24 protein-coding genes are annotated in these 26,333 nt (G+C 57.8%); 16 read left to right on the plus strand and 8 right to left on the minus strand.

Annotation, left to right across the window (positions count from 1 at the left end):
• The first annotated feature begins 48 nt into the window (after nucleotides 1–48).
• From nifU to GFER_RS10885, 4 genes are all read left to right on the plus strand, one after another.
• On the plus strand, nucleotides 49–423 hold the full coding sequence (gene nifU / locus GFER_RS10870; protein ID WP_040099379.1) for a Fe-S cluster assembly scaffold protein NifU: 375 nt from the start codon (nucleotides 49–51) through the stop codon (nucleotides 421–423).
• 180 nt (nucleotides 424–603) lie between these two features.
• Complete coding sequence (gene mnmA, locus GFER_RS10875) at nucleotides 604–1,689, plus strand: tRNA 2-thiouridine(34) synthase MnmA (RefSeq protein WP_040099382.1); 1,086 nt, start codon at nucleotides 604–606, stop codon at nucleotides 1,687–1,689.
• Nucleotides 1,686–2,981: a tRNA (N(6)-L-threonylcarbamoyladenosine(37)-C(2))-methylthiotransferase MtaB gene (mtaB, locus tag GFER_RS10880; RefSeq protein ID WP_040099384.1), complete on the plus strand. Its 1,296-nt coding sequence runs from the start codon at nucleotides 1,686–1,688 to the stop codon at nucleotides 2,979–2,981. Before mnmA ends, mtaB begins: the two co-directional genes overlap by 4 nt.
• A 24-nt stretch (nucleotides 2,982–3,005) precedes the next feature.
• Nucleotides 3,006–3,926 (plus strand): RluA family pseudouridine synthase, encoded by a 921-nt coding sequence (locus GFER_RS10885; protein ID WP_052446296.1) that lies wholly within the window; start codon nucleotides 3,006–3,008, stop codon nucleotides 3,924–3,926.
• On the opposite strand, the gene GFER_RS10890 is transcribed toward GFER_RS10885, so the two are convergent.
• Nucleotides 3,898–4,770 (minus strand): class I SAM-dependent methyltransferase, encoded by an 873-nt coding sequence (locus tag GFER_RS10890; protein ID WP_040099386.1) that lies wholly within the window; start codon nucleotides 4,768–4,770, stop codon nucleotides 3,898–3,900. The two genes, GFER_RS10885 and GFER_RS10890, sit on opposite strands and share 29 nt — an antisense overlap.
• Nucleotides 4,767–4,994: a hypothetical protein gene (locus GFER_RS10895; protein ID WP_040099388.1), complete on the minus strand. Its 228-nt coding sequence runs from the start codon at nucleotides 4,992–4,994 to the stop codon at nucleotides 4,767–4,769. The genes GFER_RS10890 and GFER_RS10895 overlap by 4 nt, the downstream gene beginning before the upstream one ends.
• 242 nt (nucleotides 4,995–5,236) lie before the next feature.
• Here GFER_RS10895 and GFER_RS10900 point away from each other — a divergent pair, with 242 nt between their 5' ends.
• The 4 genes from GFER_RS10900 (at nucleotide 5,237) to GFER_RS19355 (ending at nucleotide 8,582) form a co-directional block, all read left to right on the plus strand.
• Nucleotides 5,237–6,019 (plus strand): hypothetical protein, encoded by a 783-nt coding sequence (locus GFER_RS10900; protein ID WP_040099390.1) that lies wholly within the window; start codon nucleotides 5,237–5,239, stop codon nucleotides 6,017–6,019.
• 158 nt (nucleotides 6,020–6,177) lie between these two features.
• A complete protein-coding gene (locus GFER_RS10905) occupies nucleotides 6,178–6,882 on the plus strand; it encodes an MgtC/SapB family protein (RefSeq protein ID WP_040099392.1) in 705 nt (234 codons plus the stop codon).
• 128 nt (nucleotides 6,883–7,010) lie between these two features.
• Nucleotides 7,011–7,529, plus strand: coding sequence for a cytochrome c3 family protein (locus GFER_RS18690; protein ID WP_139172089.1), 519 nt, complete (start codon nucleotides 7,011–7,013; stop codon nucleotides 7,527–7,529).
• 285 nt (nucleotides 7,530–7,814) lie between these two features.
• A complete protein-coding gene (locus GFER_RS19355) occupies nucleotides 7,815–8,582 on the plus strand; it encodes a LamG-like jellyroll fold domain-containing protein (protein WP_040099396.1) in 768 nt (255 codons plus the stop codon).
• Nucleotides 8,583–8,753: 171 nt separating this feature from the next.
• On the opposite strand, the gene GFER_RS10920 is transcribed toward GFER_RS19355, so the two are convergent.
• The 6 genes from GFER_RS10920 to GFER_RS10940 form a co-directional block, all read right to left on the minus strand.
• On the minus strand, nucleotides 8,754–10,694 hold the full coding sequence (locus tag GFER_RS10920) for an SLC13 family permease (RefSeq protein WP_040099398.1): 1,941 nt from the start codon (nucleotides 10,692–10,694) through the stop codon (nucleotides 8,754–8,756).
• A 224-nt stretch (nucleotides 10,695–10,918) separates the two neighbouring features.
• Entirely contained in the window at nucleotides 10,919–11,203 is a 285-nt protein-coding gene (locus GFER_RS10925) for a hypothetical protein (RefSeq protein ID WP_040099401.1), read from the minus strand.
• Between the two features lie 201 nt (nucleotides 11,204–11,404).
• Entirely contained in the window at nucleotides 11,405–11,608 is a 204-nt protein-coding gene (locus GFER_RS10930) for a hypothetical protein (protein WP_040099403.1), read from the minus strand.
• Between the two features lie 230 nt (nucleotides 11,609–11,838).
• Nucleotides 11,839–13,134 carry a 4Fe-4S dicluster domain-containing protein gene (locus tag GFER_RS10935; protein ID WP_040099406.1) on the minus strand — a complete coding sequence of 432 codons (1,296 nt, stop codon included), beginning with the start codon at nucleotides 13,132–13,134 and terminating at the stop codon, nucleotides 11,839–11,841.
• A gap of 162 nt (nucleotides 13,135–13,296) precedes the next feature.
• Nucleotides 13,297–13,470 carry a DUF1328 domain-containing protein gene (locus tag GFER_RS18270; protein WP_235264066.1) on the minus strand — a complete coding sequence of 58 codons (174 nt, stop codon included), beginning with the start codon at nucleotides 13,468–13,470 and terminating at the stop codon, nucleotides 13,297–13,299.
• A 390-nt stretch (nucleotides 13,471–13,860) separates the two neighbouring features.
• A complete protein-coding gene (locus tag GFER_RS10940; protein ID WP_040099408.1) occupies nucleotides 13,861–15,456 on the minus strand; it encodes an aspartate:alanine exchanger family transporter in 1,596 nt (531 codons plus the stop codon).
• A 170-nt stretch (nucleotides 15,457–15,626) separates the two neighbouring features.
• Between GFER_RS10940 and miaB the strand changes: the two genes are divergently transcribed.
• The 8 genes from miaB (at nucleotide 15,627) to GFER_RS10980 (ending at nucleotide 26,326) form a co-directional block, all read left to right on the plus strand.
• Nucleotides 15,627–16,970: a tRNA (N6-isopentenyl adenosine(37)-C2)-methylthiotransferase MiaB gene (gene miaB / locus GFER_RS10945; protein WP_040099410.1), complete on the plus strand. Its 1,344-nt coding sequence runs from the start codon at nucleotides 15,627–15,629 to the stop codon at nucleotides 16,968–16,970.
• Between the two features lie 77 nt (nucleotides 16,971–17,047).
• The gene (locus GFER_RS10950; protein WP_040099412.1) at nucleotides 17,048–18,934 is read left to right on the plus strand and encodes a response regulator; all 1,887 of its coding nucleotides are present in this window, start codon (nucleotides 17,048–17,050) and stop codon (nucleotides 18,932–18,934) included.
• A 5-nt stretch (nucleotides 18,935–18,939) separates the two neighbouring features.
• Nucleotides 18,940–20,412 carry a DUF4388 domain-containing protein gene (locus GFER_RS10955; RefSeq protein ID WP_040099414.1) on the plus strand — a complete coding sequence of 491 codons (1,473 nt, stop codon included), beginning with the start codon at nucleotides 18,940–18,942 and terminating at the stop codon, nucleotides 20,410–20,412.
• Entirely contained in the window at nucleotides 20,409–21,059 is a 651-nt protein-coding gene (locus GFER_RS10960; protein ID WP_040099416.1) for a histidinol phosphate phosphatase domain-containing protein, read from the plus strand. Before GFER_RS10955 ends, GFER_RS10960 begins: the two co-directional genes overlap by 4 nt.
• 99 nt (nucleotides 21,060–21,158) lie before the next feature.
• The gene (locus GFER_RS10965; protein ID WP_040099418.1) at nucleotides 21,159–22,229 is read left to right on the plus strand and encodes a M42 family metallopeptidase; all 1,071 of its coding nucleotides are present in this window, start codon (nucleotides 21,159–21,161) and stop codon (nucleotides 22,227–22,229) included.
• A gap of 211 nt (nucleotides 22,230–22,440) precedes the next feature.
• Nucleotides 22,441–23,916: an IMP dehydrogenase gene (gene guaB, locus GFER_RS10970; protein WP_040099419.1), complete on the plus strand. Its 1,476-nt coding sequence runs from the start codon at nucleotides 22,441–22,443 to the stop codon at nucleotides 23,914–23,916.
• A 95-nt stretch (nucleotides 23,917–24,011) separates the two neighbouring features.
• Nucleotides 24,012–25,574: a glutamine-hydrolyzing GMP synthase gene (guaA, locus tag GFER_RS10975; RefSeq protein WP_040099421.1), complete on the plus strand. Its 1,563-nt coding sequence runs from the start codon at nucleotides 24,012–24,014 to the stop codon at nucleotides 25,572–25,574.
• Between the two features lie 155 nt (nucleotides 25,575–25,729).
• Complete coding sequence (locus tag GFER_RS10980) at nucleotides 25,730–26,326, plus strand: phosphatase PAP2 family protein (protein ID WP_052446297.1); 597 nt, start codon at nucleotides 25,730–25,732, stop codon at nucleotides 26,324–26,326.
• Nucleotides 26,327–26,333: the final 7 nt, after the last annotated feature.

Below are 26,333 nucleotides of genomic sequence, written 5' to 3' on the forward strand. Positions count from 1 at the left end.
CGGATTTTGCGAAAAAGGTAGATAAAAACATCCGAGGAGACAACAGCTATGTACACCGAAAAAGTCATGGATCATTTCAGCAGTCCGCGTAACGTCGGCGAGATCGAAAATGCCGACGGCGTGGGCGAAGTGGGAAACGCCTCCTGCGGCGACATCATGAAGATCTTTCTCAGGGTAGAGGACAATATCATCAAGGAGGTCAAGTTCAAGACTTTCGGCTGTGGCGCCGCCATCGCCACCTCGTCCATGGTCACCGAAATGGCCATCGGCAAGACCCTCGATGAAGCGATGGAGTTGACCAACGCCGCCGTCGCCGATGCCCTCGACGGGCTGCCCGCCAACAAGATGCACTGCAGCAACCTCGCCGCCGACGCCCTGCACGAGGCGATCAAAAATTATAAGGAAAAGCAGGGGGTAGGGTAGGCAAAGGCCAAACCGACGACTTTAACGAGAGGGCTGCTGATACTGGGCGGTCCTTTTCGTTTTGCTTTTTTTGTTCGTAGTCCGTTGTCCGTTGTCAGTTGCTCAAAGCAACAACCCTGAACAAGGGACTACGGACCACGGACCACGGACCACGGACCACGGACCACGGACCACGGACCAATGACAACCTTTAAAAAAAGAATCGTCGTCGCCATGAGCGGTGGCGTTGACTCGTCGGTGGCGGCGGCACTGCTCAAGGAGCAAGGCCATGAAGTCATCGGCATGACCATGCAGATCTGGGATTATTCCAAATTCACGGCGCAAAACGGCGAGACCTTCGGATCCTGCTGCTCTCTGGATGACGTCTATGATGCGCGGCGCGTAGCCCAGGCGCTGGATATTCCCTTTTATGTGGTCAATTTCGAGAAGCAGTTTCAGCAGGAAGTCATTGACGATTTCTGCGATGCCTATTTTTCCGGACGCACACCCAATCCCTGCGTGCTATGCAACCAGGTGCTTAAATTCGATCTGCTGTTGCGCCGGGCGCGCGAACTTGAAGCAGACTTTCTCGCCACTGGGCACTATGCCGTTATCGAGCAGGATGGGCAGGGAGGGCAAGTCCTGCGCAAGGGACAGGATGAAAGCAAGGACCAGAGTTATTTTCTGTTCACGCTGACTCAGGAGCAGATGGCGCGAGTGCGTTTTCCCTTGGGCTCTATGAGTAAGGATGAGGTGCGCGGACACGCCGCGCGCTTCGACCTGCCCGTGGCCGAGAAGGCCGAAAGCCAGGATATCTGCTTTGTTCCCGATGGCGATTATGTCCGGTTCCTTGAAGAAGAGCGCGGCGCGGGGCGCATGGACGGCGAGATCGTGCATGTGTCCGGAAAGGTTCTCGGCCGGCACCGCGGCACCTATCGCTATACCGTCGGGCAGCGCCGTGGTCTGGGTATCGCCTGGCCTGAGCCTCTGTTCGTCGTGGGTATTGACGCGGAAAAACATCAGGTGGTCGTTGGTGAAAAAGTTTTTCTTGAACGTGGCACTCTGATCGTGGAGCGGTGCAACTGGCATATCCCGGTTCCTCCCCAGCCTCTGCGCGCCGCCTGCCGTATCCGTTATCGCCACCAAGAAGTGCCAGCCGTCATCACTCCTTTAGCCGATGGCCGGGCCGAAGTGCACTTCGATGAATCGCAGCTTGGTGTCACGCCTGGGCAGGCCGCGGTTTTCTACGACGAAGATCGGGTGCTGGGGGGAGGCTGGATTTTATGAACCGCAACGTTGCCGTCACCACTTTGGGGTGTAAAACCAATCAATACGAGTCGGCGGCCATGGAAGAGCGGCTTGTCGGTGCCGGCTACATGATCGTGCCCTTCGAAGAGGGTGCCGAACTGGTCATCGTCAACACCTGCACTGTCACCGCCGCCACCGATCGCCAGTCGCGCAACCTCATCCGCCGTGCCCGCCGCCTCAATCCGGCTGCGCGCATCGTGGTGACGGGCTGTTATGCCCAGGTGGCGCCCGACAAGCTGGTGAATTTGCCCGGTGTCGCCTTGGTGATCGGAAATGCCGAAAAAAAGGAATTTCTCGATCTGCTGCAGGATGTGGCCGACACCCCACGCGTCAAGGTTTCCGACATCGGCCGGGAGCGCAACGCGGTGGCCTTGCCCCTGTCGCGTTTTGCCGACCGCAGTCGTGCCTTTGTGCAGATTCAAAACGGCTGCGATGCTTTTTGCAGCTACTGCATTATTCCCCATGCGCGCGGGCGCAGTCGCTCGCTGCCGCCCGAAGAGGCCCTCGTCCAAGTCCGGCAACTGGTGGCGCGGGGCTATCCCGAGATCGTGCTGACCGGCATTCATATCGGTGGTTACGGCGCCGATCTCTCCCCCTCGACCTCTCTGCACGAGTTGGTGGCCCGTATCGAGGCCGAGACCGATGTGCGGCGATTGCGGCTGGGCTCCATTGAGCCGACGGAGATTCCCAACGCCCTGGTCGAGCGCGTGGCCGCTTCGGCGGTGGTCTGCCCGCATTTTCATATTCCTTTGCAGTCCGGTGATGACGGCATTCTGCAGCGCATGAACCGTCTCTACGACACACAGTTTTTTCGTCGAATGATTGCGGGGATTCACAGCCGTATGCCCGAAGGGGCCATTGGACTCGACGTGATTGTCGGCTTTCCCGGAGAAACCGACGAGCAATTCGCCACCACCTGTCGGTTTGTCGAAGAATTGCCCGCCACCCATTTGCATGTTTTTCCCTTCAGTAAGCGACCCGGCACCCCCGCAGCCCTTATGCCCGACCAGGTGCCGGCCGCCGTGGCCAAGGAGCGCGCCGCACGCCTGCGTGCTCTAGGCGAGGAAAAAACCCGCGCTTTTGCCCAGAGGTTTGTCGGCCGTGAGCTGGAAGTGATTGTGGAAGGTGGCGGCAACGCCGAGGGGCGCAAGGGTCTCAGCCGGAACTACCTCCAGGTGGCTTTCCCCGGTTCCGACGCCTTGGTGGGCCAGGCCGTCCAGGTCAAAATTACCGGCTTGAACGAACGCGGCCTTAAAGGAATTCTCGTTTAGACGTTAGAGTTCAGGATTGTCCAGATGGATCAGGCCGTACGTCTTGTCACTCACCGCATAGGGGTTGAAGCTCTTGCCTGCGGCGAACGTTTGGATCTTTTTTTGGCGCGCCGCATCACCGGGGCTTCGCGTAAAAAAATCAAACGCGCCCTGGACGACAACCGTATTAAGGTGAATGGCCGCGTGGTGCGCCGCGCCGGGCACCTGCTGGCAGGTGGCGAGCAGATTGTTGCGCTGGTCGAGGTGGATGAGAGTTCCGATCCCCAGTGTCTTGATGTTCTGTTTCGCGATGATTGTCTGTTGGCGGTGAACAAGCCTGCCGGGCTGGCGGCCCATGGAGGGCCTGGTGGCGGCGCCAACGCCCTGGATCTGGCTAGAGAGTTGCTGGGCGCGGACGCGACCCCGCCCATTTTGCTGCATCGCCTCGATCAGGACACCAGCGGTGTTCTCCTGTTTGCTCTTTCCCCTGCGGCCAATCGCGAACTGGCCCGCCAGTTCAGTGCCCGCGAGGTTGAAAAAATCTATCTCGCCCTGGTGCAGGGCGCTCCCCCGCCCTGCTTCTCCGTCCAAAATCACCTCAAGGCCAAAAGTCGTGGACGCACCCTCGCTGTGCACAGCGGCGGCCTGGCGGCGCAAACCAACTTCACTACCCTGCATCGCGGCACTGGGTTGGCCCTGGTCGAAGCGCGCCCCCGTACCGGCCGCACCCATCAAATCCGTGTTCACCTGGCAGGAGAAGGTTTCCCTCTGCTGGGCGACATTCTCTATGGCGGCCCCGGATTCGTCGCGCTGGGTGGAGCAACCCTGGCTGTTTCACGTCACCTGCTTCATGCCTGGCGGTTGCGAGTCATGCATCCGCGCAGCGGTACGCTTTTGTCCCTCGAAGCACCCTTTCCCGAAGATTTCAAGCTGATCCTCAATGGGGTTTGCGGCCCACCAGAATAATCTTGTTTTTGGGTCGCAGAATCGGGGGGCGCATGCCGAGCAGCTCATCGTAACCGGTACCTTGAGCCAGAATCTCAAAGCCTGCCTGCTCCACCAGTTGAGTCAGTTGCCTGGGTGTGAAGATCTGTTTGTGGCCGTAGGGCAGGGGGGAGTAATAACCGGGCAGAAACAACGAAGCGCGTCCGCCGCTCAGGCGATAGACCTGACAGCTGATGCGGTAGGGCAGAACCTCACGCGAAGGGGTGTCGAGAAACAGGGCGCCACCGGGTTTGAGCAGGGCGAAGGCAATCGCGATGGTGGGGACGGGGAAATTGACGTGCTCGATGACATCCCAGAGAGTGATCAGATCAAAGGACGCCCTGTGCTTTTCCCGCCAGAAGGGGGTCTCGATCGTTTGTTCCTCAAGAGCCAAGTCGAATTTGCGCTGCGCGAACCGGCGGCGCAGGCGGCTTGGCTCAATGCCTTCGCCTTTGGCATTGGCTTCGCGCAGGAGCAGAAGAAACTGACCGACCCCGGCACCGATGTCCAGGCACCGCGCACCCGGAAGGGAGCAGTATTTTTCCACCAGGCGCAGGCGCCATGCCAACTCGCCTTCCGCGATCGCCAACCGCTCTTCGATGTACTTCCAGGATTTGTCATCAAGCTCCGTATCCGGGGCATCTTGCGTACCGGGCAGCGGGTCGAGATGGTTGATGAAATGAAAATCACAGCGTCGGCAGACGTAAATGGTGACTCTCGCCAAGCGATAAGTCGGCACGGCGCTGTGTTCGGCGCACAGTTTGCAAAAGCTGAAATCATAAGCGTCGGGATTTTGCAGTTGAGGTGCCGCCGGATCAGTTGTCATTTTTTTTGCCAGGGGCGCTCAAGGCCGATCTTGATGACCAATAATATCGTTGGCAGCACGTGAAAGAGCAGATCGAAAAAATCCAGGGGGCGGGTGAGAGTGCCCTGGAAAAGCATCCGCAGCTTTTCGATCAGGTGCGGCTCGGGGTAGAAGGGCGAGAGGCCGAGCAGTACCGCGATAAAAATCAGAATCGGATAGTCGATTTTGGCTAGAAAGCGTCTCATGGTGGAATTATAGCAAAGCGGCACCCTGCACCGCGAATTTTTTCCCTGGTTGGTGGAGTCTCTTCCGCATTCCAGTGCTCACTGTAAAGTTTTACAACAACCCTGACCTTGTGCGATAATTCAATGTTGCGCACGGTTGGCTAGCCTTGTCGCTTCAGTCAGTCTGCCGGCCCATTCAGGACGCCGAGTGTCCCGGACCGGGACACTCGGGTGAAGAGGTTCCTTTAGAGGTGTAAATTCTGATGATTTCGGATTTGAGTTTTCGTTGGTATGAAACCCAGCGTTTTCTGGCCGCAATTTTTACCAGTCGCCAGGGACGCGGTTTTCTTTTCGCGCACGTTTTGAATACCCTGCTCCTTGCTGTCCTGGTGTGGATTGCCCTGTCCCTAGCGCTGTTCGGCTTGTTGGAAGGTTATGTCATGCGGCGGCGCATGATGGCCTTGAGTCTGGCCACCCTGTTTGCTCTGTTGGCCATTTTACCCCTGGCGACCATGCCCTTCTTTTCCTTCAAGGATGTGGTCAACCGCTGTGTGCGCGCCCTGACCCGGCGCCGCCTGTTCGTTAATCTAAGCCGCCATGTGTATTTCCGACCGACCCTTGGTGGTGATATCTCCCTGCACTTGGCCAAGGCGCACACGGTTCTGGCCGAAAAACGCAAACTGGTCGCCGCTGGATCTGCTCTTGGTCAGAACACCAGTCGCCAACTCGCCTGCTCCCTGGCCCGGTCCATTCGTGATGCGGTGCGTCGGGCGCGGCGCCTGGTGCGCAAGGGCATGCTGGAGCCCAATCAGCAGATCGTCGGCGCCACCTACGGTTATCTCTTTGGGGCTGCCAAAAGCAAGTTGCGCCTGCGTCGTCATGTGCCCTCGCGGTTTTCGCGTCTGCTCAGCGGAGTTTTTTATCGCTACGGCGCTCTGCACGCGGTCTATATGTACTTCATTATCCATGATCGTTTGCCGGCCGCTTTCGATCCTGTTTATTTCGTCGCCAGCGTTGGTGAGGTGGTGAGCGGCAAGGGCGGCTGAGCCCTGCCGGGACGATCAAGATATTTTGTTCAACGCCGGGGTGGAAAAACACCTGGTGGGGCTTGGCGATGATGCGGCTCGCACTCAATGTGGTAAATAAGTAGTAGAGGAGCACCAACAGGTGGGCGCAGTGGCGGCGCCCGAAAGAGGAATCCCCCATGCTCTCTTCACCCTATCTTTTCGGCAGCTATGAATTGGCCGTGCTGCTCAAAATCCTACTGGCGGCCGTGGCCGGCGGTCTGGTGGGCGTCGAGCGTGAAAGGCACGGTCGACCTGCTGGCTTGCGCACCCATCTTCTGGTCGCCACCGGCGCTTGCCTTATGATGATCGTCTCTGAGTCATTTTATCTCAAATATGGGGGACTTGAGGCGGATCTGACCGCCACCCGTCTCGACCCGGCCCGCGTGGCGGCACAAATTGTCACGGGAATCGGTTTTATTGGTGCCGGCGTCATCATCAAAGAGGGGCTTGCGGTGCGCGGATTGACCACCGCCGCTTCTTTGTGGCTGGTCGCTGGACTGGGAATGGCCTTCGGCGCCGGGTTGATCTGGCCTGGGGTGGTCGCCACCGCCACGGCATTGTTCGGGCTCGTTGTGCTTAAGCGGTTTGAGCCCGGCATCCCCAAGGATCGTTATCTCCATCTGACCCTGACCGCCGACAGGGTTCCCGATGTCTACCCCGAGCTCGAAAGAACTCTTAGCGAAAAAAATATGATAATTCGCGAACTCGGTTCGACGATTGATCTCGAGAGCCAAACGACCGTTTACCGCTTAACCCTCACTCAGCACGGCACACGGGCCAGCAGGGATCTGGCTTCCACCCTTTCCGAATTGCCCGGCATCCGAAAAATAACCTTCGATTAAAAACTTTCCATATCAACGTTTTTCACTTCCTCGCCACCTCCGGTCTTCGCAATTTCTGATAAAGTTCCTCCATGCTCATGCGGGTTTTACCGTAAACATTCGAACGATGTCGAGACAGGGAGGACGCCATGAAAAAGACGCATGCACCCTTGGTTTTTGTACTGGCATTTGTTCTGGTCGCAGGCTGGTCGGTCCAGGCACAGGGCTGGTCTCGTGGGGGCTTTGACGGCCGCGATTCGGGCGCGGAGTGGGATGGCGGTGGCTTCAGCGGGAGTTGGGCGGCAATTTTCAATGGTGCTCCCACCGAGGAAGCCTGCCGTGAATGCCATGAAAATTTACAAATTTTCCCGCGTTTGGAGTTTCTCAACCCCGATAAGCATCATCTTTTGCTCGGCCAGCAAATTCCCCAATCCACAGTCGCGCCCAATGGCCAGGTTGGCGGGGTTTACGATTGCTTCTCTTGCCACGCGGTCGAGCAGTTCGGTGATGTTTTCCAGGTGATTACCGTGCGTGATTGTCTTCAATGCCACACTCGTCGAACTGTGACGGGCAGTCCGCGAAGCAGCAATGTTCACCACCTCAGAGATATCCGCCGGCATTATTCCTGTGGTGATTGTCACGATTTCGGTGGCAGACGGGGAAGATAGGGCAGATAGTGTAAATTAATTCGACACATGCCTCAATTCACTCTGAGCGTGTCCGGTGACTCTGGGTTGTTCAAAATTCCCTTGTAATTTAAGCATGTTGTGTCATATTTGTCGGCGAAGAAAGGGCGTGGTGATTTGTCGGAAATTTTTACATCTTCTTGGGGCGGGTGCGCAAGGTTTCTGAAAATGCTTTTAAAAACAGCCACTTGTCAATTGGTGTGTTTTTTGCTTGCTAATTAGCTTGGAAAGGCTCTAATTTTTACGCTCATGAAAATAGGAGGGTTTGTGAAAAAAACATTGTTTTTTGTCGTCGGCTTGTGTGCTTTGGTGGCTCTGAATGTAAATTCCGGCAACGCGGCCCTTATCGCCCAATACACTTTTGACGACTTCTCTCTGTCGGATTCAAGTGGCTCCGCGACCGCCTATAACCTTAGCGCGGTGGGTGCGGCGCCGGATTTGTCGAAGCAGGCCTATTTTTCCGATGGCTCACCCGACAACTATCTCCAGGTCGCAGGCCCCGGCGGCATGCCGAATTGGACATTGTCCTTGTGGGTCAACACCCGGGTGTTGGACCAGGGAACTTTCAAGGCACTGTTCAGCAACAGCACTGACGCCAATGCGGATTTTTCCTGGCAGATCGACAGCCACAACGGCGAATACCGTCTGGTGTCGCGCACAACGAGCAACAATCCGACGATCATCATCGGCGCCCCGACTTTCGATACCTGGGAAAATATCATTATTCAAAAATTCGACGCAAGCAACGTCCGGGCTTTCTTTAACGGGGACCTTGTCGCGACTGAAGGGTTTAATCCTGGTGGCCTGCAGAATTTCCGCCTGGGTATCAACCGCAATTCCAATCAGTCCTTCCTTGGCTACCTCGGTAACATTCAGATCTGGGACGACAGCCAGGTTGATCCCTGGACGATCTTTAACGCCGGTCCGGGCACCCATCAGGTCGATCCCATCCCTGAACCCTCTACCCTTCTGCTTTTGGGCGGGGGATTGCTTGGTGTCGCGATCCTGCGTCGTCGGATGGGGAAGAAAGTCTGATTGGTTCAGTTTAGGAAAACGAAAAAAGGGCCGCCTTTTTAAAGGGTAAGGCCCTTTTTCTGTAACTACTCAGCTGCAATGCCCAATCGCGCTGGTGACCGAGGCAGTCAACCACCGCGGCCTACGGCATGATGAACCCTTACCTTTTATACAAGTCGCTGGATAAACACATTACAGTGGCCACACCCAGAGCAGCATCGGAAGGCTGACAACGATTACAAGAACTTCGGTCGGCAGTCCCAGGGGCCAATAATCCCCAAAGCGAAACCCACCGGGTCCGAGTATGAGGGTGTTGTTCTGATGCCCGATGGGGGTCAGGAAGGCGCAGGATGCGCCGACAGCCACCGCCATGAGGAAAGTGTCGGGATTGACATCAAGTTGGGACGCCGTACTCAGGGATAAGGGGCACATAAGTGCCGCGATGGCTGCGTTGTTCATGAAGTCCGTGAGCACCATAGTTACTATCAGAATCACCGCCAACCCGATGATCGCATGTCCCTGGGCGAGATGGTCAACGAAAAAGCTCGCGATCAAATCGGCTGTTCCCGTTGTCGCCATGGCACCGGCCACCGGAAGCATGGCGGCCAACAGCACGATGACTGACCAGTCGATGGCCGTGTAAACGGATCGCAGGGGGACAATTCGCATTGATACCAATGCTAGAACACCGGCGGCGAAAGAAACCGCCGCGGTTAAAATCCCCAACGCGGCACTGCCCACAGCCGCGCCCATGATAAGAGTGGCAAAAAGCGCCTGACGCTTGTCGGGAACGCGGATGTCGCGTGTGGCCAATGGCAGGCAACCGTATTCGCTGGCAAAAGAAGAAAGGGCCTGGGGCCCCCCGCGCATAAGCAAAACATCCCCCGGTTGAATGACGGTTGAGCGCAATCGTTTGATGGATCTGCGTCCTTTGCGGGATACCGCGAGAAGATTGATGCCGTAACGGGTACGGAGTGCGATGTCCGTCGCTGAGCGACCGATGAGGATCGCATTGGGCATGACGGCCAGTTCCTGAATTACGATTTCTTCAACTTCAGGCTTTTCCTCTTCCTCCTCTGTCTCCTCTGTCTCCTCTGTCTCCTCTGTCTCCTCTGTCTCCTCTGTCTCCTCTGTCTCCTCTGTCTCCTCTGTCTCCTCTGTGGCATCGGCCTTGTGTTCGGCGGCCTTTATGTTCGGCTTGGTTTCACCTTTTCCCTCTTCATCGCCGTTTTCAGGCTCATTTGAGACATCTTCCTCAAGCTTTAGTCCGGAATTCGCTAAGGCCGCTGACAGTGACTCCGGCTCGGCCTCGATGACCAGAATGTCCCCTTCCCGCAGCAGGTGCCAGGGGTTGGGTGCGGTGACCTGCAAATCGTTCCTGACCAAGCCGACAATCTGCGCGTCGGCCTGGTCAAGCATTTCCTCCACCTCGCGCAGGCGTTTGCCCACAGCTTTGCTTCTTTCGACAATGCGTACTTCGCTGAGATACGTTCCAGTATCAAAGCTTCCTTCATCGGCCTGTTTTCTTGCCGGTACTAAGTGTCGGCCAATCAGGGCAATGAATGCCGTACCCGTGACAGCAACCGCGAGGCCAACCGGCAGGAAATCGAACATGGCGAAACCGCCGAGTCCAGCCTCCGCGCGAAATCCGGAGACGATCAAGTTCGGCGGCGTCCCGATTAGAGTCATTGTTCCACCGAGGATCGAGCAGAAGGCCAGCGGCATCAAGACCTTTCCAGGAGGCAAATTCTGTTTTTCCGCCATCTGAATGGCGATGGGCATCAACAGCGCCATGGCCCCGACATTGTTCATAAAGCCGGACAGGGCGGTGGCCAAACCGCAGAGGGCCAGAATGCTTAGCGTCGGCCCGGCCGATGAAGGCAGGATGCGCTTGGCCATCACATCCACCGCGCCGGTGATCTGCAGTCCATAGCTCAGTACCAGAACACAGGCGACGGTGATGACCGCCGGATGACCGAACCCGGTGAACGCGTCGGCCCCAGGTACCAACCCGGTGAAGGCGCACACCAGCAAAGCGCCCATGGCCACCACGTCGTGGCGCCATCGCCCCCATAAAAACGCACTCATGGTTGCCGCGAGAACGGCAAGAATAATGATTTGATCGCCGGACATGAGACCTCATCGCCAGGTTGAAGAAAGTGAGTCGAGTGCCTGCTTATTTGTTGAATGATAACAGAATATTGCCGTGATTAAATGGGTGGGGATCGTCCAGGGGAAAGAAGGGGGATTTTTCGGATGTAGAAATTGGTTGCGCCGGATCGCCGTAAAAAAAGCCGGAAAAAGCAGGGGACGTTTTCCTGCTTTTTCCGGCTTGTTCGTGTCGGGGGTAAAGAAGCCTATACTTCGACCAGGCGAAACCCCTGCCCTGCAAATTGAATATTCGATGCATCTCCGCTGCGTGGCGGTGAGACGGCATGGATGCCGCCGCACACAGGGCATTTTCCGACAAAGGTCGCCAGTAAAAAATCACTGCCGCATCCTCGGCAAGCCGTGTGCAAGCCGCCGCCGGGAATGGGCCGATTTCTCAGGCTGCCCCCGTGTGCCTGGGCGACGAATTCGACGAGTTCCCGTCCCTGGGAAAAGGGACCGGCACCGCTTCCTTCATTTGAGCAACATCCCATAGATCTGATCTCCTTTTGAACGAGAAAAAGTATACGCACACCATCAGACTACCAGGGAGTCGCCACGGAATGTATGACCCAAGTCAAAAAAAAGAGCCGGCGGTGCTGGTAAACAAATGAAAACCCGGCACACCCCGTCCTCTCTCATCGTGAAGGGAGCGGGAAACATGTCCCTGGTTTTTTAGGCTCAATACACGGCCACTAATGTCCGCAACTTTCACAGACAAAAGCCGATTTTTCCCCTTCCTCTGCGACCGCCTCGGAAAAACGATCATGCACCTCGCTCTTGGATCCCTTTTGGGCTGCTTCCTGCCCCTTGGGAATGTCATGCGGCCGGCAGGTGCTGCAAATGAAAGGTGACTTATCCTGAAGTTCTTCGACGGCTTCGGTAAATCGATCTGTCATGGCCTATCTCCTTTCCGACAAGCTCCCTGGCGGCTTTTCCCGCCCACAACGAGCATCCAGCCAAGCAAGCCGGCAGGGAAGAGCTGACTCCTTACCTAAGTAATTTTATCATGTTTTCAGGGGATTGGTTAAACTCTGACTCTTGAGAGGCTACAGCTGATGGTTTTGGTAAAAAAGGGAAAATCAGGCCTCATGGCCATGGCATGCAATAGAAATTTTTCGTCATTCTCTCAGCTGGTTGCATCGTTGCGCAGAATGTTGACTTTGGCGCACAACTGTTCGAGGTAGCGCGACCCCGTTTGGCTTTGCGCCAAGGCCCTTTTTACGGGAGAGAGTTTGAGGATGCCGCCCAGCAGAGCAGCCAGGGCTCGGTGGCTCCACAGCACCTGATTGTCGAAAATCAGGTGCTGCAATGTGCCGCGTTCGATGGCCATGAGCACCGTCTTATGCACCGCGTTGACGGGGGTGATCACGCGTTGGGCGCGCGGGTTCATGTGCAGGGCTTGCAGACGGCAGGCACGGACGCACACGCCGCAGCCCAGGCACAGAGTTTCGTCAATGACGGCGCGTTTGCGTCCACGGCCGGCGGGCTGCTCCGTTTCCAAAGTGATGATTTTTGCAGGGCAGACCGGCAGACAACGGCCGCAGCCCGAACAGTTCTCGGCCACTGTGGCGATGAAGTTACTGGTGTGGATGGGATGCTCGTGGCCGAAACGCTGATGGGCGAGCATTGCTTCACAGCAGCAGGGGCAGCAATTGCAAATAAAATTGACGTCGCGTTGAACATTCTCGGCAAACTGAGCGAGATTCTGCTCGCGTGCTTTGCGCAGAAGCTCTTTGCATTCGCTGCGCTCGACGCGTCGCACCTGGCCGTGGCGAATCAGCGAAGCTGCCACGCTGTTGAAGGTCATGCAGATGTCCATCTCCGCCGCGCAGGCTTTTCCCAGGTGGGCGCGTTTGTGGCGACAGTAGCACAGGCCGATGCCGATGTGCGTGGCTGCATCAATGACCGCTTCGGCGCGTTCGTAATCCAGCACGTGCAGGGCATGCTCACTGCTCAGCGCATCCTCGCCCACCAGAACCCGGCCGAATTGGGTTTCGCCGCCGGCAAAGAGAGCGCGCACAAAATCGTCCTCGACGCTGATGTACTGTTCGAATAGCCGGGAGAGCAGTTTCTGGTCGAGGTCTTCGCGCACCCGCATGAGAGCGAATTCAAAAAATCCCGCCATGGGAGGCGGCAGCACGTAAAGAACCTGCCCGCCTTGCTGCATATCCACCAGCAGGCCACGCGCCGCGAATTGTTCGAGCAAATTTTGTGCCTGTACCGACGGCATAGACCAGACGCGTGCGGCCTTGGCTGCCGAAAAAGGGCGCAGGGGCAGCCGCGCCACCAGATCGGCCTCCTTGGGGTCAAAAAGCAGGGCCAGGATCTTTTCCAGCAACTCCGAGGGCGGGGCTCCCTGAGGAAAGCGATTGAGGCGTTCAGTCAGACGAGCATAGGAGGAGCGAGCGGTCAGATGGGCCATGGTCGGCTATCCCTTCGATGCGCTGTGCAGAGCATTTTTCCAGGAGTGCCGTGCCACGAGGTCGGGGGCCATGCCCCAGTTTGGGGTGCATGGAATCGTTCCCATCCGGAGACTCCGGTGGAAAAAATAAATGGCTGCGATGGGATCTTTATAGCAAAGACATTATCCCTGCTGCAACCCAACGACCAGGGCCAGAGTAAAAAGAACCGTGAAAATGCCGCAAAGAATTTTGGCGATTTTGGTCACGGGGGGCGATATGTTGAGAAACCCTAAAACGAGGGCGATGCAGGCAATGGTGAAAAAAACGGTGGCCCAATTCAACATGATGTCTTTCATGAGATTTCCTCCTTGATGCGAGGTATGTGGAAGCTGTCATCACTGAACGTTCTTGCCTGAGTGATCCCGAGACGCCGATGAGAATCCGGTAGATGTCCAAGATTTAGTTGATCAGCCTGGGGATCATGAGGATTAAGATGACGGCGATGATTGCGAGGATCGGCTCAATCTGTATACATCATGGCGCTACTCCTTAAGAATAACTGCCACTTGAAAGACTGAGCTATTTCGAATTTTATAGCAGTCGGGGGGCGGGATTGCAACAAAAACCGGTAAGTCGGGGGGGGGCATGGAGGGACGAACAAGGAGGTGCCGGGTGACCGGCACTTCTAAGGAAGACCTGGTTCTATTCCCTCCGGTCTTGCCCGACAATGATAGATGTCCAACTCTTTACAGCAACAAAAACAATACCTTAACCGCCAGAATTTTGCTGATCAAGGCCACCGGATACACCGTGGCGTAGGCAGAGGGCGCGTAGGGGGTTGGGGAGAGCGTTGCGGCGGCGGAGAGGCCTGAAACGCTGGTCATGGCGCCGACCATGACGCCGAGCATGCGCAAGAAACGGATGCGCAGCAGCCACAGGCCCACGGCCATGCCGACGAGGATGGGCAGCAGGGTGACAAGGATGCCGGAGACGACCAGCGGCAGACCGTAGGCTTGCAGGGTAGGGACGAAGGTCACGCCGGCGCTGGTGCCCACGGCGGCCATAAACAGTGCCAAGCCCAGATCGCGAATCAGGCGATTGCCGGTGGTCGGGATTTCCCAGATGAGACGTCCGGTCTGGTAGCGCGCGCCGAGCAGCAGTCCGGCAAGCAGAGCGCCCCCGGTGGTGCCGAGGGTGAAGGGACCAAGTATGGGCAGGGGCAGGGTGATGCGGCCGAGCAGAATGCCAAGGAGCAAGCCGAGCAGAATAGGCAGTAGATTGATGTCGTAGGTGGCCTTGAGATCGTTTCCGACGATGCGGGCGATGTTGCGCAGGGAGCGCTCATCGCCCACCGCGTGCAGCACGTCGCCCAGGTGCAGGCGGGTATTTGCGTCGGCGGGCAGGTCGACGCCGTTGCGGGTGATGCGCGCGATCTGGACGTTGAAGACCTCGCGAAAATTGAAGAAACCCAGAGTCGCGCCGGCGAAATGAGGTTTGGAAACGACGATGTCTTTCTTGGTTAGAACGCGATCAAAGGCGATCTCGCCCTCGATGGGTCGGCCGATGTAGAGTTGGATCTTTTCCAGGTCCGCGGGGCGCCCGACCACCCGCAGGTGGTCGCCCTCGTTAAGCGTCGTGTCGGCGCCCACCAGCACCGGCTCATCGGCACCCCTGCGCAAAAGTCGGGTGATGGTGACCGGGGCGATGCTTTTGAGATAAAGGTCCGCAACCCGCCTGCCGAAGATGTTGGGATTGCTCACCTCGATGTGCTGATAAGTAATGGGCGGATTGATGGCGGCCAGTTCCTGCTCCAGTCGTTGCTCTTCGGCGGAAATGTCGACGCGCAGGAGTTTGGGCAGCAGCTTGACGCACAAGGCCACGCCGATGACGCCGATGCCGTAAGTCACGCCGTAGGCGGCCGGCGCCTTGTCGGGGCCGAGCAGTTCGACCGCCGTCGCCAGGGACGGGGTGCTGGTCATGGCGCCGGAGAGCAGGCCCGCGCCGATGCCGGCGTCGAAACCGAACAGCCGGCAGCATGCGTAGGTGACGGCGATGCCCACCAGAGTCATGATAAAAACGGCAAGGACCATGACCAGGCCGTGGCGGCGAAAGGAGCTCACGAAGCCGGGGCCGGACTGCAGGCCAATGGCGTAGATGAACATGGCCAGACCGAGGGTCTGCACCTCTTCAGGCAGGGTAAAGCCGTAGTGACCGAAACCCAGGGCCACGAAGATGATGGCCGAAGGGCCCAGGGAAAGGTTCCACAGCCGGACCTTGCCGAGCATTTCTCCGAGGACGACGACCAGCAAAAGCAAAAAGATGGGATTGTTCAGCAGGGACATGGGCTCTGCTTTATACTAACCATCGGGCAAAGTCCAGTGTAAACATTTGCAAGGGTGGGAGGACGCGCGCGGATGCCATCGACCGACTCTTGCCAATTCGTTTGACATCGCCGCGGGCGATTGATTACCATGGCGGCCAACATTCCAGAAAAGGTGAAAATATCAGCGAAATGACGAAGTTTTTCTATCTTGAAACGTTCGGCTGCCAAATGAACGTGGTCGATTCGGAGCAGATCGTCGATCTGCTCGGCCGTGTCGGATATGTCCAGGTGGAGACCCCGGAGCAGGCCGATTTGATTTTGCTCAACACCTGCTCCGTGCGTGACAAGGCCGAGCGTAAGGTCTACGGCCATCTCGGCCGCTTCAAGCCTTTGAAAGAGCAGCGGCCCGACCTGATCATCGGCGTCGGCGGCTGCGTGGCTCAACAGGAAGGCGAGCGGCTGCTGGACAAGCTGCGCTTTGTCGACCTGGTGTTCGGCACTCACAATATTCACCGTCTACCCGAAATGCTGGCAGGTGTCACGGGGGAAAAGCAGCGCCGTTTCGAAACGGAATTTCTCGATGCCGAAACCCGTCGCCTGCTCTTCCCCGAACGCAAGGCCGACGATGCCGTGACCCGCTTCGTCACCGTCATGCAGGGTTGCGACAATTTCTGCTCCTATTGCATCGTGCCCCACGTGCGTGGCCGCGAGATCAGCCGTCCGAGCGGCGATATCCTGGCCGAAATCCGTGATTTGGCGGCGGGCGGGGTGAGGGAGGTGACTCTGCTGGGGCAAAACGTCAACTCCTACGGTCTGCGCGAGGCGGGGGAAATCTCTTTTTCCCAGCTGCTGCGCGCGGTGCACGAAATCGAGGGCATCGAACGCATCCGCTTCACCACCTCCCATCCCAAGGATCTCTCCGAGGAGCTGATCGCCTGCTTCGGTGAAATGCCCAAGCTCGTCAAGCACTTGCATCTGCCGGTACAGTGCGGCGCAGATCCGATTCTGGCGGCCATGAATCGCGGCTATACCCGTGCTCAGTATCTGGAAAAAGTGGCGCGGCTCAAAGACGTGTGCCCTGATATCCGCCTGACCTCGGACCTCATCGTCGGCTTTCCCGGCGAGACGGAGGAGGATTTCGGCGAGACTCTTGCATTGGTCGCCCAGGTAGAGTACGCCGACATCTACAGTTTTCTCTATTCGCCGCGCAGCGGCACCGCGGCGGCGGAGCTGGAGGAAAACCTTGATCCCAAAGACAAGCAGGCACGCTTCGACCGCTTGCTGGCTCTGCAGCAGGACATCAGCGCCCGAATCTGGCAGAGCGATGTCGGCCGGGTGCTGCCGGTGCTGGTCGAGGGCGTCAGCCGCCAAGGCGGCGGCCAGTTATTCGGCCGCACAACCTGGAACCGCATCGTCAATTTCACCGGTTCGCCCGATCTGGTCGGACGCATCGTGCCGGTGCGCATCACCGCCTCGTTCAAGAACAGTCAGGCCGGCGAGCTTGAAGCCGACGAGGTGCGCGCGGCAAGTTAAGTTACCTCCCCCATAACTGAAGACTGAAAAAAGAGGGGGAGGCGGCCGATCCCTCCCTTCTTTCACTGGACCCCGGTATGGCCAAAGGGCGCATTCTCGCCATTGACGACGAAAAGTTCTTTCGCGAACTCTACCGCGACATCCTTGCCCGCGAGGGCTATGTGGTGCGCACAGCGCAGAGCGGTGAAGAAGCCCTTGATGTTCTGCGCCGGGAGGATTTCGATCTGGTCATCTCCGATCTGGGCCTCAAGGGGATCGACGGCGTCGAAACCAGCCGCGCCATCAAAAGATTTAATCCCGATCAGGAAATCATCGTCGTCAGTGCTATGACTGATGTACCCACGGCGGTGGCGGCCATGAAGGCCGGTGTGGCCGACTATGTGTGCAAGCCCATCAATCCCGAAGAATTTCTTCTGCTGGTCAACAAAACTCTCTTCCGTCGCGCTCAGCATCTCGAACACCGCAAACTTCTCGACGAAAATCTTGAATATGTTTCCATCGTCGCCACTTACCAAAAATGTCGTCAATTTCTTCATGTCCACGAACTCGACCGCCTCGGTGATCTGATTCTCGATACGCTGATGGAACTGCTGGGAGCCGAGGGCGGGGCGCTGTGGCTCGCCGGTTTCGATGGCAGCTATTTCCGCCGCCGCTGCCGGCGCGGGCTGGCCCGGATCCTGCCGCAAGAGGAGACGCTGCAGCCGGGCGAGGACGAGGCTGTTTTGCCTTCGGGCAAGGAACCGGTTTTGCTCCCGGGTGAGGATCGGATGTGGGTGCCCCTGCGGCACGCGCGCGAAACTCTGGCGCTGATTCGCATTGAAGCTCCGGTGGGTCGCGGAGTTTTCAACCGGGGCGATCTCAAACTCGCCGCCGCCGCCGCCGAGTTTGCCGCAAGCGCTTTGCACAACGTGCTCCTGCATCGCGCTCTTGAGCAGCGCAGTCTGCGCATGCCGCGCGCCGAGGCTTACAACATGGCCTTTTTCCGCGACCATATGGAAAAGGAGCTGAGCAAGGTGCGGCGTTATGGGCGGAACCTGTCCCTGATTCGCCTGCGGGTGGATAATTACGCCGAACTGCATCATCATTTTCGCAGCCGCGAAATGGAAGCCGCCATGACGCGGGTCATCGAGGCGATCAATTCTATACTGCGCGATGCCGACATCATGGCCATGGCCGCCGCCGATGATTTCTACATTCTACTTCCGGAAACCGATTACTGGGGTTCGCTCATCACGCAGAAACGCATTCGCAAGGCGCTGCGCGGAAATCTGGTTCTCTGTGACCTGAAAAAGAGTTTTTCTCTCAAGGCGTATATGCGTTCCGCGGCCTTTCCTATGGATGGGGCGAGCTTCGAGCAGCTCAATGCGAGTGCTGAGGGACGCTTGGAACGCCTTAAGTCCAGTCTGTATCTCAAGGAAAATTGGGACCCCGTTTCCTTCTGGAGCGTGGTTGGTAAGATTCTCGGAAAAACGAGTGATTATCGCTTCAGGGATGCCGTTGTCGAGGTGGCGCCCGCCCTGGAATTCTATCAGGCGAAGTTCAAAAGCTGCTATGTGCGCATGCCTTTAGAAAATCTAGAAATCATTCAAGGCGCATTTTGCCGTGAGGTCGTCGAATCAAGCCGGGTGCGTGGTGTCATCTTTCGCGGCTGCGCGGACTTTTCCGAGGTGCGCTCCTCGCTTCCGCATCTGGAACATCTGGAAAAATCGGCCACCTCTTTGTTTCTGGTGGGAGGACACCAGCGCGTGCACTGGGATTATCAGCGCACCGTTCCCATCTTCATTAAGGAAGAGCCTTTTCACAAGGTCCCCTTTCTGTTGTATCTCAATGAGGATTCGGCCTATGCCCTGTTTGCCCGGCGCCGTGGTAGGGAGCTGGTCGGTTTTCACACGTCCGACTTTTATTTTGTGGAAAATATGATTGCCAAACTTCAGGAGCAGTATCAACTCCAGGTGCAGATCTGAATCCCATGGGTGAGCCGAACTCTCGCAAAATTCTATTTGCCGGTGCCCGCGGGGATTTCTCCGCGGTCGCCGAGTCCTTGCTGCGTCGCGGCTTCGAGGTCGAGTCCCGCGTGGACGGCACTCAGGCTCTGGAGCGTGCTTTGGCGTTGGTTCCGGATCTGATGGTGGTTGATGTGGACCTGCCCCTTATCGGGGCGGCTCGCCTTGCTCAGATCCTGCGGGCCAATCCGCGCACCGACAAACTGGCTTTTATTTTTGTCGGCCCCGAAGGGGGTGAGGTGGAGGGGTTCCGTCGCCATCGCGACCATTACCTGGTGCGTCCCTTCAACACTGAGCAGGTGCTTTCGGTGACCCTGGGACACCTCATGCGTCGGGAGCGCACCGAGCAGGTGACGCGCCAGAGCAAGCAGGTCGAGGGCAACCTGGAGCAGGTCTCGCTTACCGACATGCTGCAGATTTTCGGGCACAACCGTAAGGATGGCACCTTGACTCTGGAGTGCGACGAGCGGCGCGGCACAATCGCGCTGCTGGAAGGCGGTGTGATCAACGCCCGGGTTGGTCGGGTCGAGGGGGAAAAGGCCTTTTTCCGCCTGCTTTCCTGGGAACGGGGGCGTTTTTCCTTTTTCCCGGAAATTCCTGATGAAGAAGTGCGTATCACCCGGCCACTGGAGCACCTGATTATGGAAGGGCTACGCCAGATCGACGAACTCAATGCCGTCGCTGCCGATTTGCCCAGCCCTGATTCCCTGCTGTTTCTCAAGGTGCCTCTGGAGCGGTTGCCGCGTGGCTTGCGGCCGACCACCCAGGAAATACTGGTATTGCTCGAATACTATCAGAGGGTCGAGGAGATTCTCGATCACTGCCCACGCTGTGACTATGATATTTGGCAGATCATCCGCATTCTTCTGGAAAAAGGCCTGGTTGAAGAGCGGCGTGAAGAGTCCCTGGCGACGAATGATCTTACTCCGCTGCTGCACTCAGATGAAATCATCCTGATCAAGGATCATTTCGGCGAGCGCGACACGCTGCTGGAAGGTTCTACGGCCAAGTTGATTCTGCTGGCCCCGCGCGGCAGCGATATCCAGTCTTTTATCCGCTATCTGCAAAGCATGCCTGAATATGAACCTGCGGCCGAGGTTCTCAATGGTGCGGTTACGGCCGGGGTATGCGATCTGGGTCTTTTGCGCATGGGAGAAACCTTTGCCCTGCGCCTGTTGTCGTTGCCTGCCGGCGAGGACGCCGCGCCCCTGTGGTCGCCTTTTTGTCGTCGTCTCTTCGGCGTCTTGTCACCTGCGGGCACCGACAACCTCGATGCCGCCGAAAGTTTTTTCTCCAAGCGCAGCGATGTGCCGCTGGCGCGGGTTGCTTTCGTTCCCGAGGGCGAGGATACGTTTTTTCTGGCCAAAGGCAACCGTGAGGAACTGCGCCGCCTGTTGGTTTCTCTGCTGACTCGTTTAACCCAAAAGGATGTGTCATGATTGATCTGCATACTCATACACTGTTCAGCGACGGCGAACTGATTCCCGCCGAGCTTATCCGCCGTGCAGCAGTTGCCGGCTATAGTGCCTTGGCGATTACCGATCACGTTGATCTTTCCAATCTCGATTTCATCCTGCCGCGGATCATCGAAGGCGCTCAAATCTATGGGCCCGCCTGGGGGGTGAGGGTCGTTCCGGGAGTGGAGCTCACCCATATCCCCCCGGCGCAGATTGCCGCCGCCGCCGAGCGGGCGCGCGCTCTGGGGGCGCGGATCATCGTCTGTCACGGCGAAACCCTGGTTGAGCCGGTTTCACCCGGGACCAACGCCGCCGCTCTGGCCGCCGACATCGACATCCTCAGTCATCCCGGCCTGATCACCGAAGACGAGGTGCGCCTCGCCGCGCAGCGCGGAATTTGTCTGGAGATCACCACCCGCAAGGGACACAGCCTGGCCAACGGCCATGTCGCGCAACTCGCCCGCAAGCATGGCGCGAGGCTGGTGGTCAACAACGACGCCCATGCCCCTGGAGACCTGGTCTCAGCCGACATGGCCCGCAAAGTCGCCCTGGGCGCGGGTTTGAGCGAATCGGAATACGAGCAGTGCCGCCGCCACAGCGCGGCGCTGATTGAGAAGGCCTTGAAATAAAAAGCGTTTTTGGTCCTTGGTCCTTTGTGGAAACCAAAGGCAAGTGCATGACAACCAACAACCAACGACCAACGATAAATGACAAAGGACAGCCTTTACATGACTGATCAGAATTTCTCGTTTCTTAAGGAGCTCGTTGAAGCGCCCAGCCCCTCGGGTTTTGAACAGCCTGCGCAGCGGGTGATCCGCCGACATCTGGATGGCGTGGTCGATGAACTTACAACCGATGTCATGGGTAATGTCATCGGTCTGGTGAAAGGACAGGGTGAGAACCTGCCGCGGGTCATGCTTGCCGGCCACTGCGACGAAATCGGGCTGATGGTCAAGTACATCGACGACCAGGGCTTCATCTATTTCGCCGCCATCGGTGGCATCGACGCCCATCTGGTGCCCGGCCAGCGGGTTTATATTCACGGTCAGACGCGCTCGGTTCTGGGGGTGGTGGGCAAGAAACCCATCCACCTGATGGACCAGAAAGATCGCGAAACAGTGATTAAGCTCAAGAGCCAATTCATCGATATTGGTTGCCGCAACCGTGAAGAAGTCCAGGAATTGGTGGCCGTGGGCGACCCGGTGACTTTTGCCGTAGGTCTGGAGCGTCTTGAGAACGATCGGGTGATTTCCCGCGCTTTCGACGACAAGATGGGCGCCTTTATCGTTGCGCGGGTTTTGCAGGAAGTGCGCACGCGTGGGGCCGCTCCTGTCGATCTTTACGGGGTATCCACGGTACAGGAAGAAATCGGCCTGCGCGGCGGTGCAACCAGCGTGTACGGGGTCAATCCCGATCTCGGGATCGCCGTCGAGGTGGGATTCGCCACCGATGTTCCCGAAATCGACAAGAAGGAAAACGGCGAAACCAAGGTCGGCGGCGGACCGATCATTGCGCGCGGTCCCAACATCAACCCGGCGCTCTTCGAACTTTTGACCGCGACTGCGCGCGAGGAGAACATTCCCTGCCAAATCGTCGGGCATCCGCGTGCCACCGGTACCGACGCCAACGTCATGCAACTTTCGCGCGGAGGTGTCGCCACTGCGCTGGTCAGTGTTCCCTTGCGCTACATGCACACCCCGGTGGAACTGCTCTCGTTGGAGGATCTGGAAAATACCGTGCGCCTGCTGTCCGGATTGATTTACCGCATCGGCAACCGGAAGATGTTCATCCCGAACTGATGGATTTTCCACAGCCGCCACTGCCTGCGAGCTTGCTGATCAAACGATAATTATTTTTTGGGGTTTTTCTCTGCGTGCTTGGCGTTCTCGGTGGTGAAAAAGGTTTTATGGCTTGACCCTGGCGAAGATCCCGGGATAAATTTACCAATTATTTTTTTCGCCCTGTTGTGCTTTTCTCCTGCTTTTCCGCCCCTGATGTGAGGAGTTGCCCATGCTGGATCGCGATCACCTTCGCGAAGGTCTCACCTTCGACGATGTTTTGCTGCTGCCCGCCCATTCCACCGTCCTGCCCAAGGATGTCGATCTCACGACCCAACTGACCGCCGGAATCCGCCTCAATATCCCCCTGCTGTCCGCCGCCATGGACACCGTGACTGAATCCCGCACTGCCATTTGCATGGCGCGCGAAGGCGGCCTGGGAATTATCCACAAAAACATGGATCCTGCAGCCCAGGCCGTTGAGGTCGACCAGGTCAAGAAGTCGGAAAGCGGTATGATCGTCGATCCCATCACCATGGATCCCGACCAGAAGATTTATGAAGCTCTGGAGCTGATGGAGCGCTATCGTATTTCCGGAGTGCCGATCACCAAGGAGGGCAAGTTGGTGGGGATTCTCACCAATCGCGATCTGCGCTTTGAAACCAAGCTTGATCAGCCGATCCGTAATGTCATGACCAAGGACAAGCTGGTGACCGTGCCGCCCGGCACCACACTGGAGGAGGCCAAGTACCATCTGCATCAGCACCGTATTGAAAAGCTGCTGGTGGTGGATGATCAGGGCGCATTACGGGGACTGATTACCATTAAAGATATTGAAAAGGTGCGCAAATATCCCAACGCGTGCAAGGACGATATCGGTCGCCTGCGTGCCGGAGCCGCCATCGGGGTCGGCGCCGATCGCGAGGAGCGTCTGGAATTGCTGACGCGCGCCGGTGTCGACGTGGTGATCATCGATACCGCTCATGGCCATTCCCAGGGCGTTATCGACGCCGTGATCGATACGCGTCGTCAGTATCCCGATCTGCAACTTGTGGCGGGCAACATCGCCACAGGCGCGGCTGCTGAAGCTTTGATCAAGGCCGGGGTCGATGCCGTAAAGGTGGGCATCGGACCGGGTTCCATCTGCACCACGCGCGTCGTCGCCGGGGTGGGCGTGCCGCAGATCACCGCCATTGCCGACGTTGCCCGGGTGACGAGCAAGGCGGGCATCCCGTTGATTGCCGATGGCGGCATCAAGTTTTCGGGAGATCTGCCTAAAGCCGTCGCCGCCGGAGCAGATATTCTTATGATCGGCTCGTTGTTTGCCGGCACCGATGAAGCCCCCGGCGAGACCATCCTATACCAGGGGCGGACCTACAAATCCTATCGCGGCATGGGCAGTCTCGGCGCCATGAAGCAGGGCAGCAAGGATCGCTATTTCCAGGGCGATGTGGAGAGTGACATCAAGTTGGTGCCCGAAGGCATCGAGGGGCGTGTGCCCTATCGCGGCAGTCTTTCGGCCAACATTCACCAACTGATGGGCGGGTTGCGCTCAGGCATGGGCTACACCGGTTGCCACACGTTGAAGGAATTGCAGGAGCGAGGAGAGTTCGTGCGTATCACCAATGCCGGTTTGCGTGAATCCCATGTGCATGATGTCACCATCAGCCAGGAAGCGCCCAACTACCGCCTTGAGCGTTTCAATTAATCAAATTATCAAAACATTTTAATATTCGCCTGGAAACCTGGCGGGGGCGGCGCTCTCCAACCGTCCCCGCCCGCGTTTTTGGCACGGAGCCCTCAATGTCCCAGGATATTCACCAGGAAAAAATTTTGATTCTCGATTTCGGGTCGCAATATACCCAGCTCATCGCCCGCCGTGTCCGCGAGGCGCATGTGTATTGCGAGCTGCACCCCTTCGATATGCCGCTTGACGAGATTCGCGCCTTTGCGCCACGCGGCATCATTCTATCGGGTGGTCCCAAAGCCGTTTATGACGAGGGTGCTCCCGCCGTGGCGGAAGAGTTGTTCGAACTGGGTGTGCCGGTGCTGGGCATCTGTTACGGCATGCAGCTCATGAGCCGCCATTTCGGCGGTGAAGTGGTCCCCGCCGGCAAACGTGAATACGGCCATGCCGATCTTCTCGCCCAGGGACGTCCCGGTCCGCTGTTCGACGGCTTTTTCGCCGAGGGGCGCAGCCCCGTGTGGATGAGTCATGGCGATCATGTGGAGAGAATTCCCCACGGCTTCGAGGTCGTGGCCGGCACGGACAATGCGCCCGTGTGCGCCATTCAGAACGTGGAGCGCGGTCTCTACGGGGTCCAGTTTCATCCCGAAGTCAACCATACTCCGCGCGGCGAAACCCTGCTCAACGTGTTTGTGCGCCGCATTTGCGGTTGTCAGGGCCGCTGGACACCCGGCCAGATCATCGAAGATGCGGTTGCCCGCATCCGTGCGCAGGTCGGAGCGGAGCGGGTGATTCTTGGGCTGTCCGGCGGCGTCGACTCCTCGGTGGCGGCCGCTCTGATTCATCGCGCCATCGGCGATCAGTTGACCTGCGTGTTCGTCGACAACGGCCTGCTGCGCCTCAATGAGGGCGATCAGGTGATGGCTACCTTTGCCGAGAACAAGGGTGTGCAGGTGATTCGCGTCGATGCCGAAGAACGTTTTCTCAGTGCTTTGGCAGGCGTCGCCGACCCTGAGCTCAAGCGCAAGGTTATCGGCAATCTGTTCGTGGAGATTTTCGAAGAAGAAGCCGGTAAGGTAAGCGATGCCCAATGGCTTGCCCAAGGCACCATTTATCCCGACGTCATTGAATCGGCGGGCGGCAAGACGGGCAAAGCGCACAATATCAAGAGCCACCACAACGTGGGCGGGTTGCCCGAGCACATGAAACTCAAGCTCCTCGAACCCCTGCGCGAACTGTTCAAGGACGAAGTACGCGCCATCGGCGAGGAACTGGGTCTTCCTCATGCCATGGTCTGGCGTCATCCCTTTCCCGGACCGGGGCTGGGAGTACGCATCCTCGGCGCGGTCAATAAGGAGTATGCCGACATCTTGCGTCGCGCCGATGCCATCTACATGGAAGAACTTTACAGCAGCGGCCACTATCACAAAATCAGCCAGGCCTTTGCCGTGTTTCTACCGGTGAAAAGCGTCGGTGTCATGGGCGACGGGCGCACCTACGAATACGTTATTGCTTTGCGTGCGGTGGAAACCCGCGATTTCATGACCGCCGGCTGGTATCCCATGCCCTATGCCGATCTCGCTCGCATCAGCAACCGCATCATCAACGAGGTCAAAGGGGTCAACCGGGTGGTGTACGACATCTCGTCAAAGCCTCCCGCCACGATTGAATGGGAATGATCAGGAGGTGGGGAGGGGCAATTTGCGGGTTGATGCTGGTGCTGTTGGTGCCGTTGGTCTCCGCCGCTGAAGGCCGCCACGAGGATAAGAGTTACTGGAGTCGCTCTGAAACAGTTTTAACGTTAGGAGTTTTGAGCGGGGCTGGGATCTTTTCGATGTTTGACGAGAATCTTCGTCGCGAGGTTCAGCGAAATGACCGCAGCTCTCTTGATTCCCTGGCCGATGGTCTGGATGTCCTGGGTCATCCCGCGACGGGACTTGGCTTGTCGGCGGCCTTGTGGGGCGCGGGAGTCTGGCGTGAAGATGCATATCTCGCCGAAACCGGACAGATGGCTTTCGAAGCTGTCTTTTTGGGGCAGGCGGCGACGCTGGCTCTCAAGGTCGGTGTCGGTCGTAAACGGCCCGATTTCAGGGAGAACGCCTGGTCTTTTCGTCCCTTTTCCTTTTCCGCGGATTATGATTCCTTGCCTTCAGGGCATACGGCCAATGCATTTTCCCTGGCCGGTGTCCTGAGCCGGCGCAGTGAACAGGCCTGGATGCCATGGGTTGCTTATGGGATGGCATCGTTGGTGGGGGCGGCGCGCATTCAGTCTGATGATCATTGGGTCTCAGACGTGCTCGTTGGTGCACTGATGGGCGAACTTGCTGCGCGCATGGTGGTGCGCTTCCATGAACGCAATTCCGATTATTTTTTTGCTGCGGGTCCCATGGGATCGGACGGTGCCGGTCTTCGTGTTGCCTGGTTCTGGTAGGGTTCAC

It is taken from the genome of Geoalkalibacter ferrihydriticus DSM 17813 (assembly GCF_000820505.1).
In the GTDB taxonomy this organism is placed as follows: domain Bacteria; phylum Desulfobacterota; class Desulfuromonadia; order Desulfuromonadales; family Geoalkalibacteraceae; genus Geoalkalibacter; species Geoalkalibacter ferrihydriticus.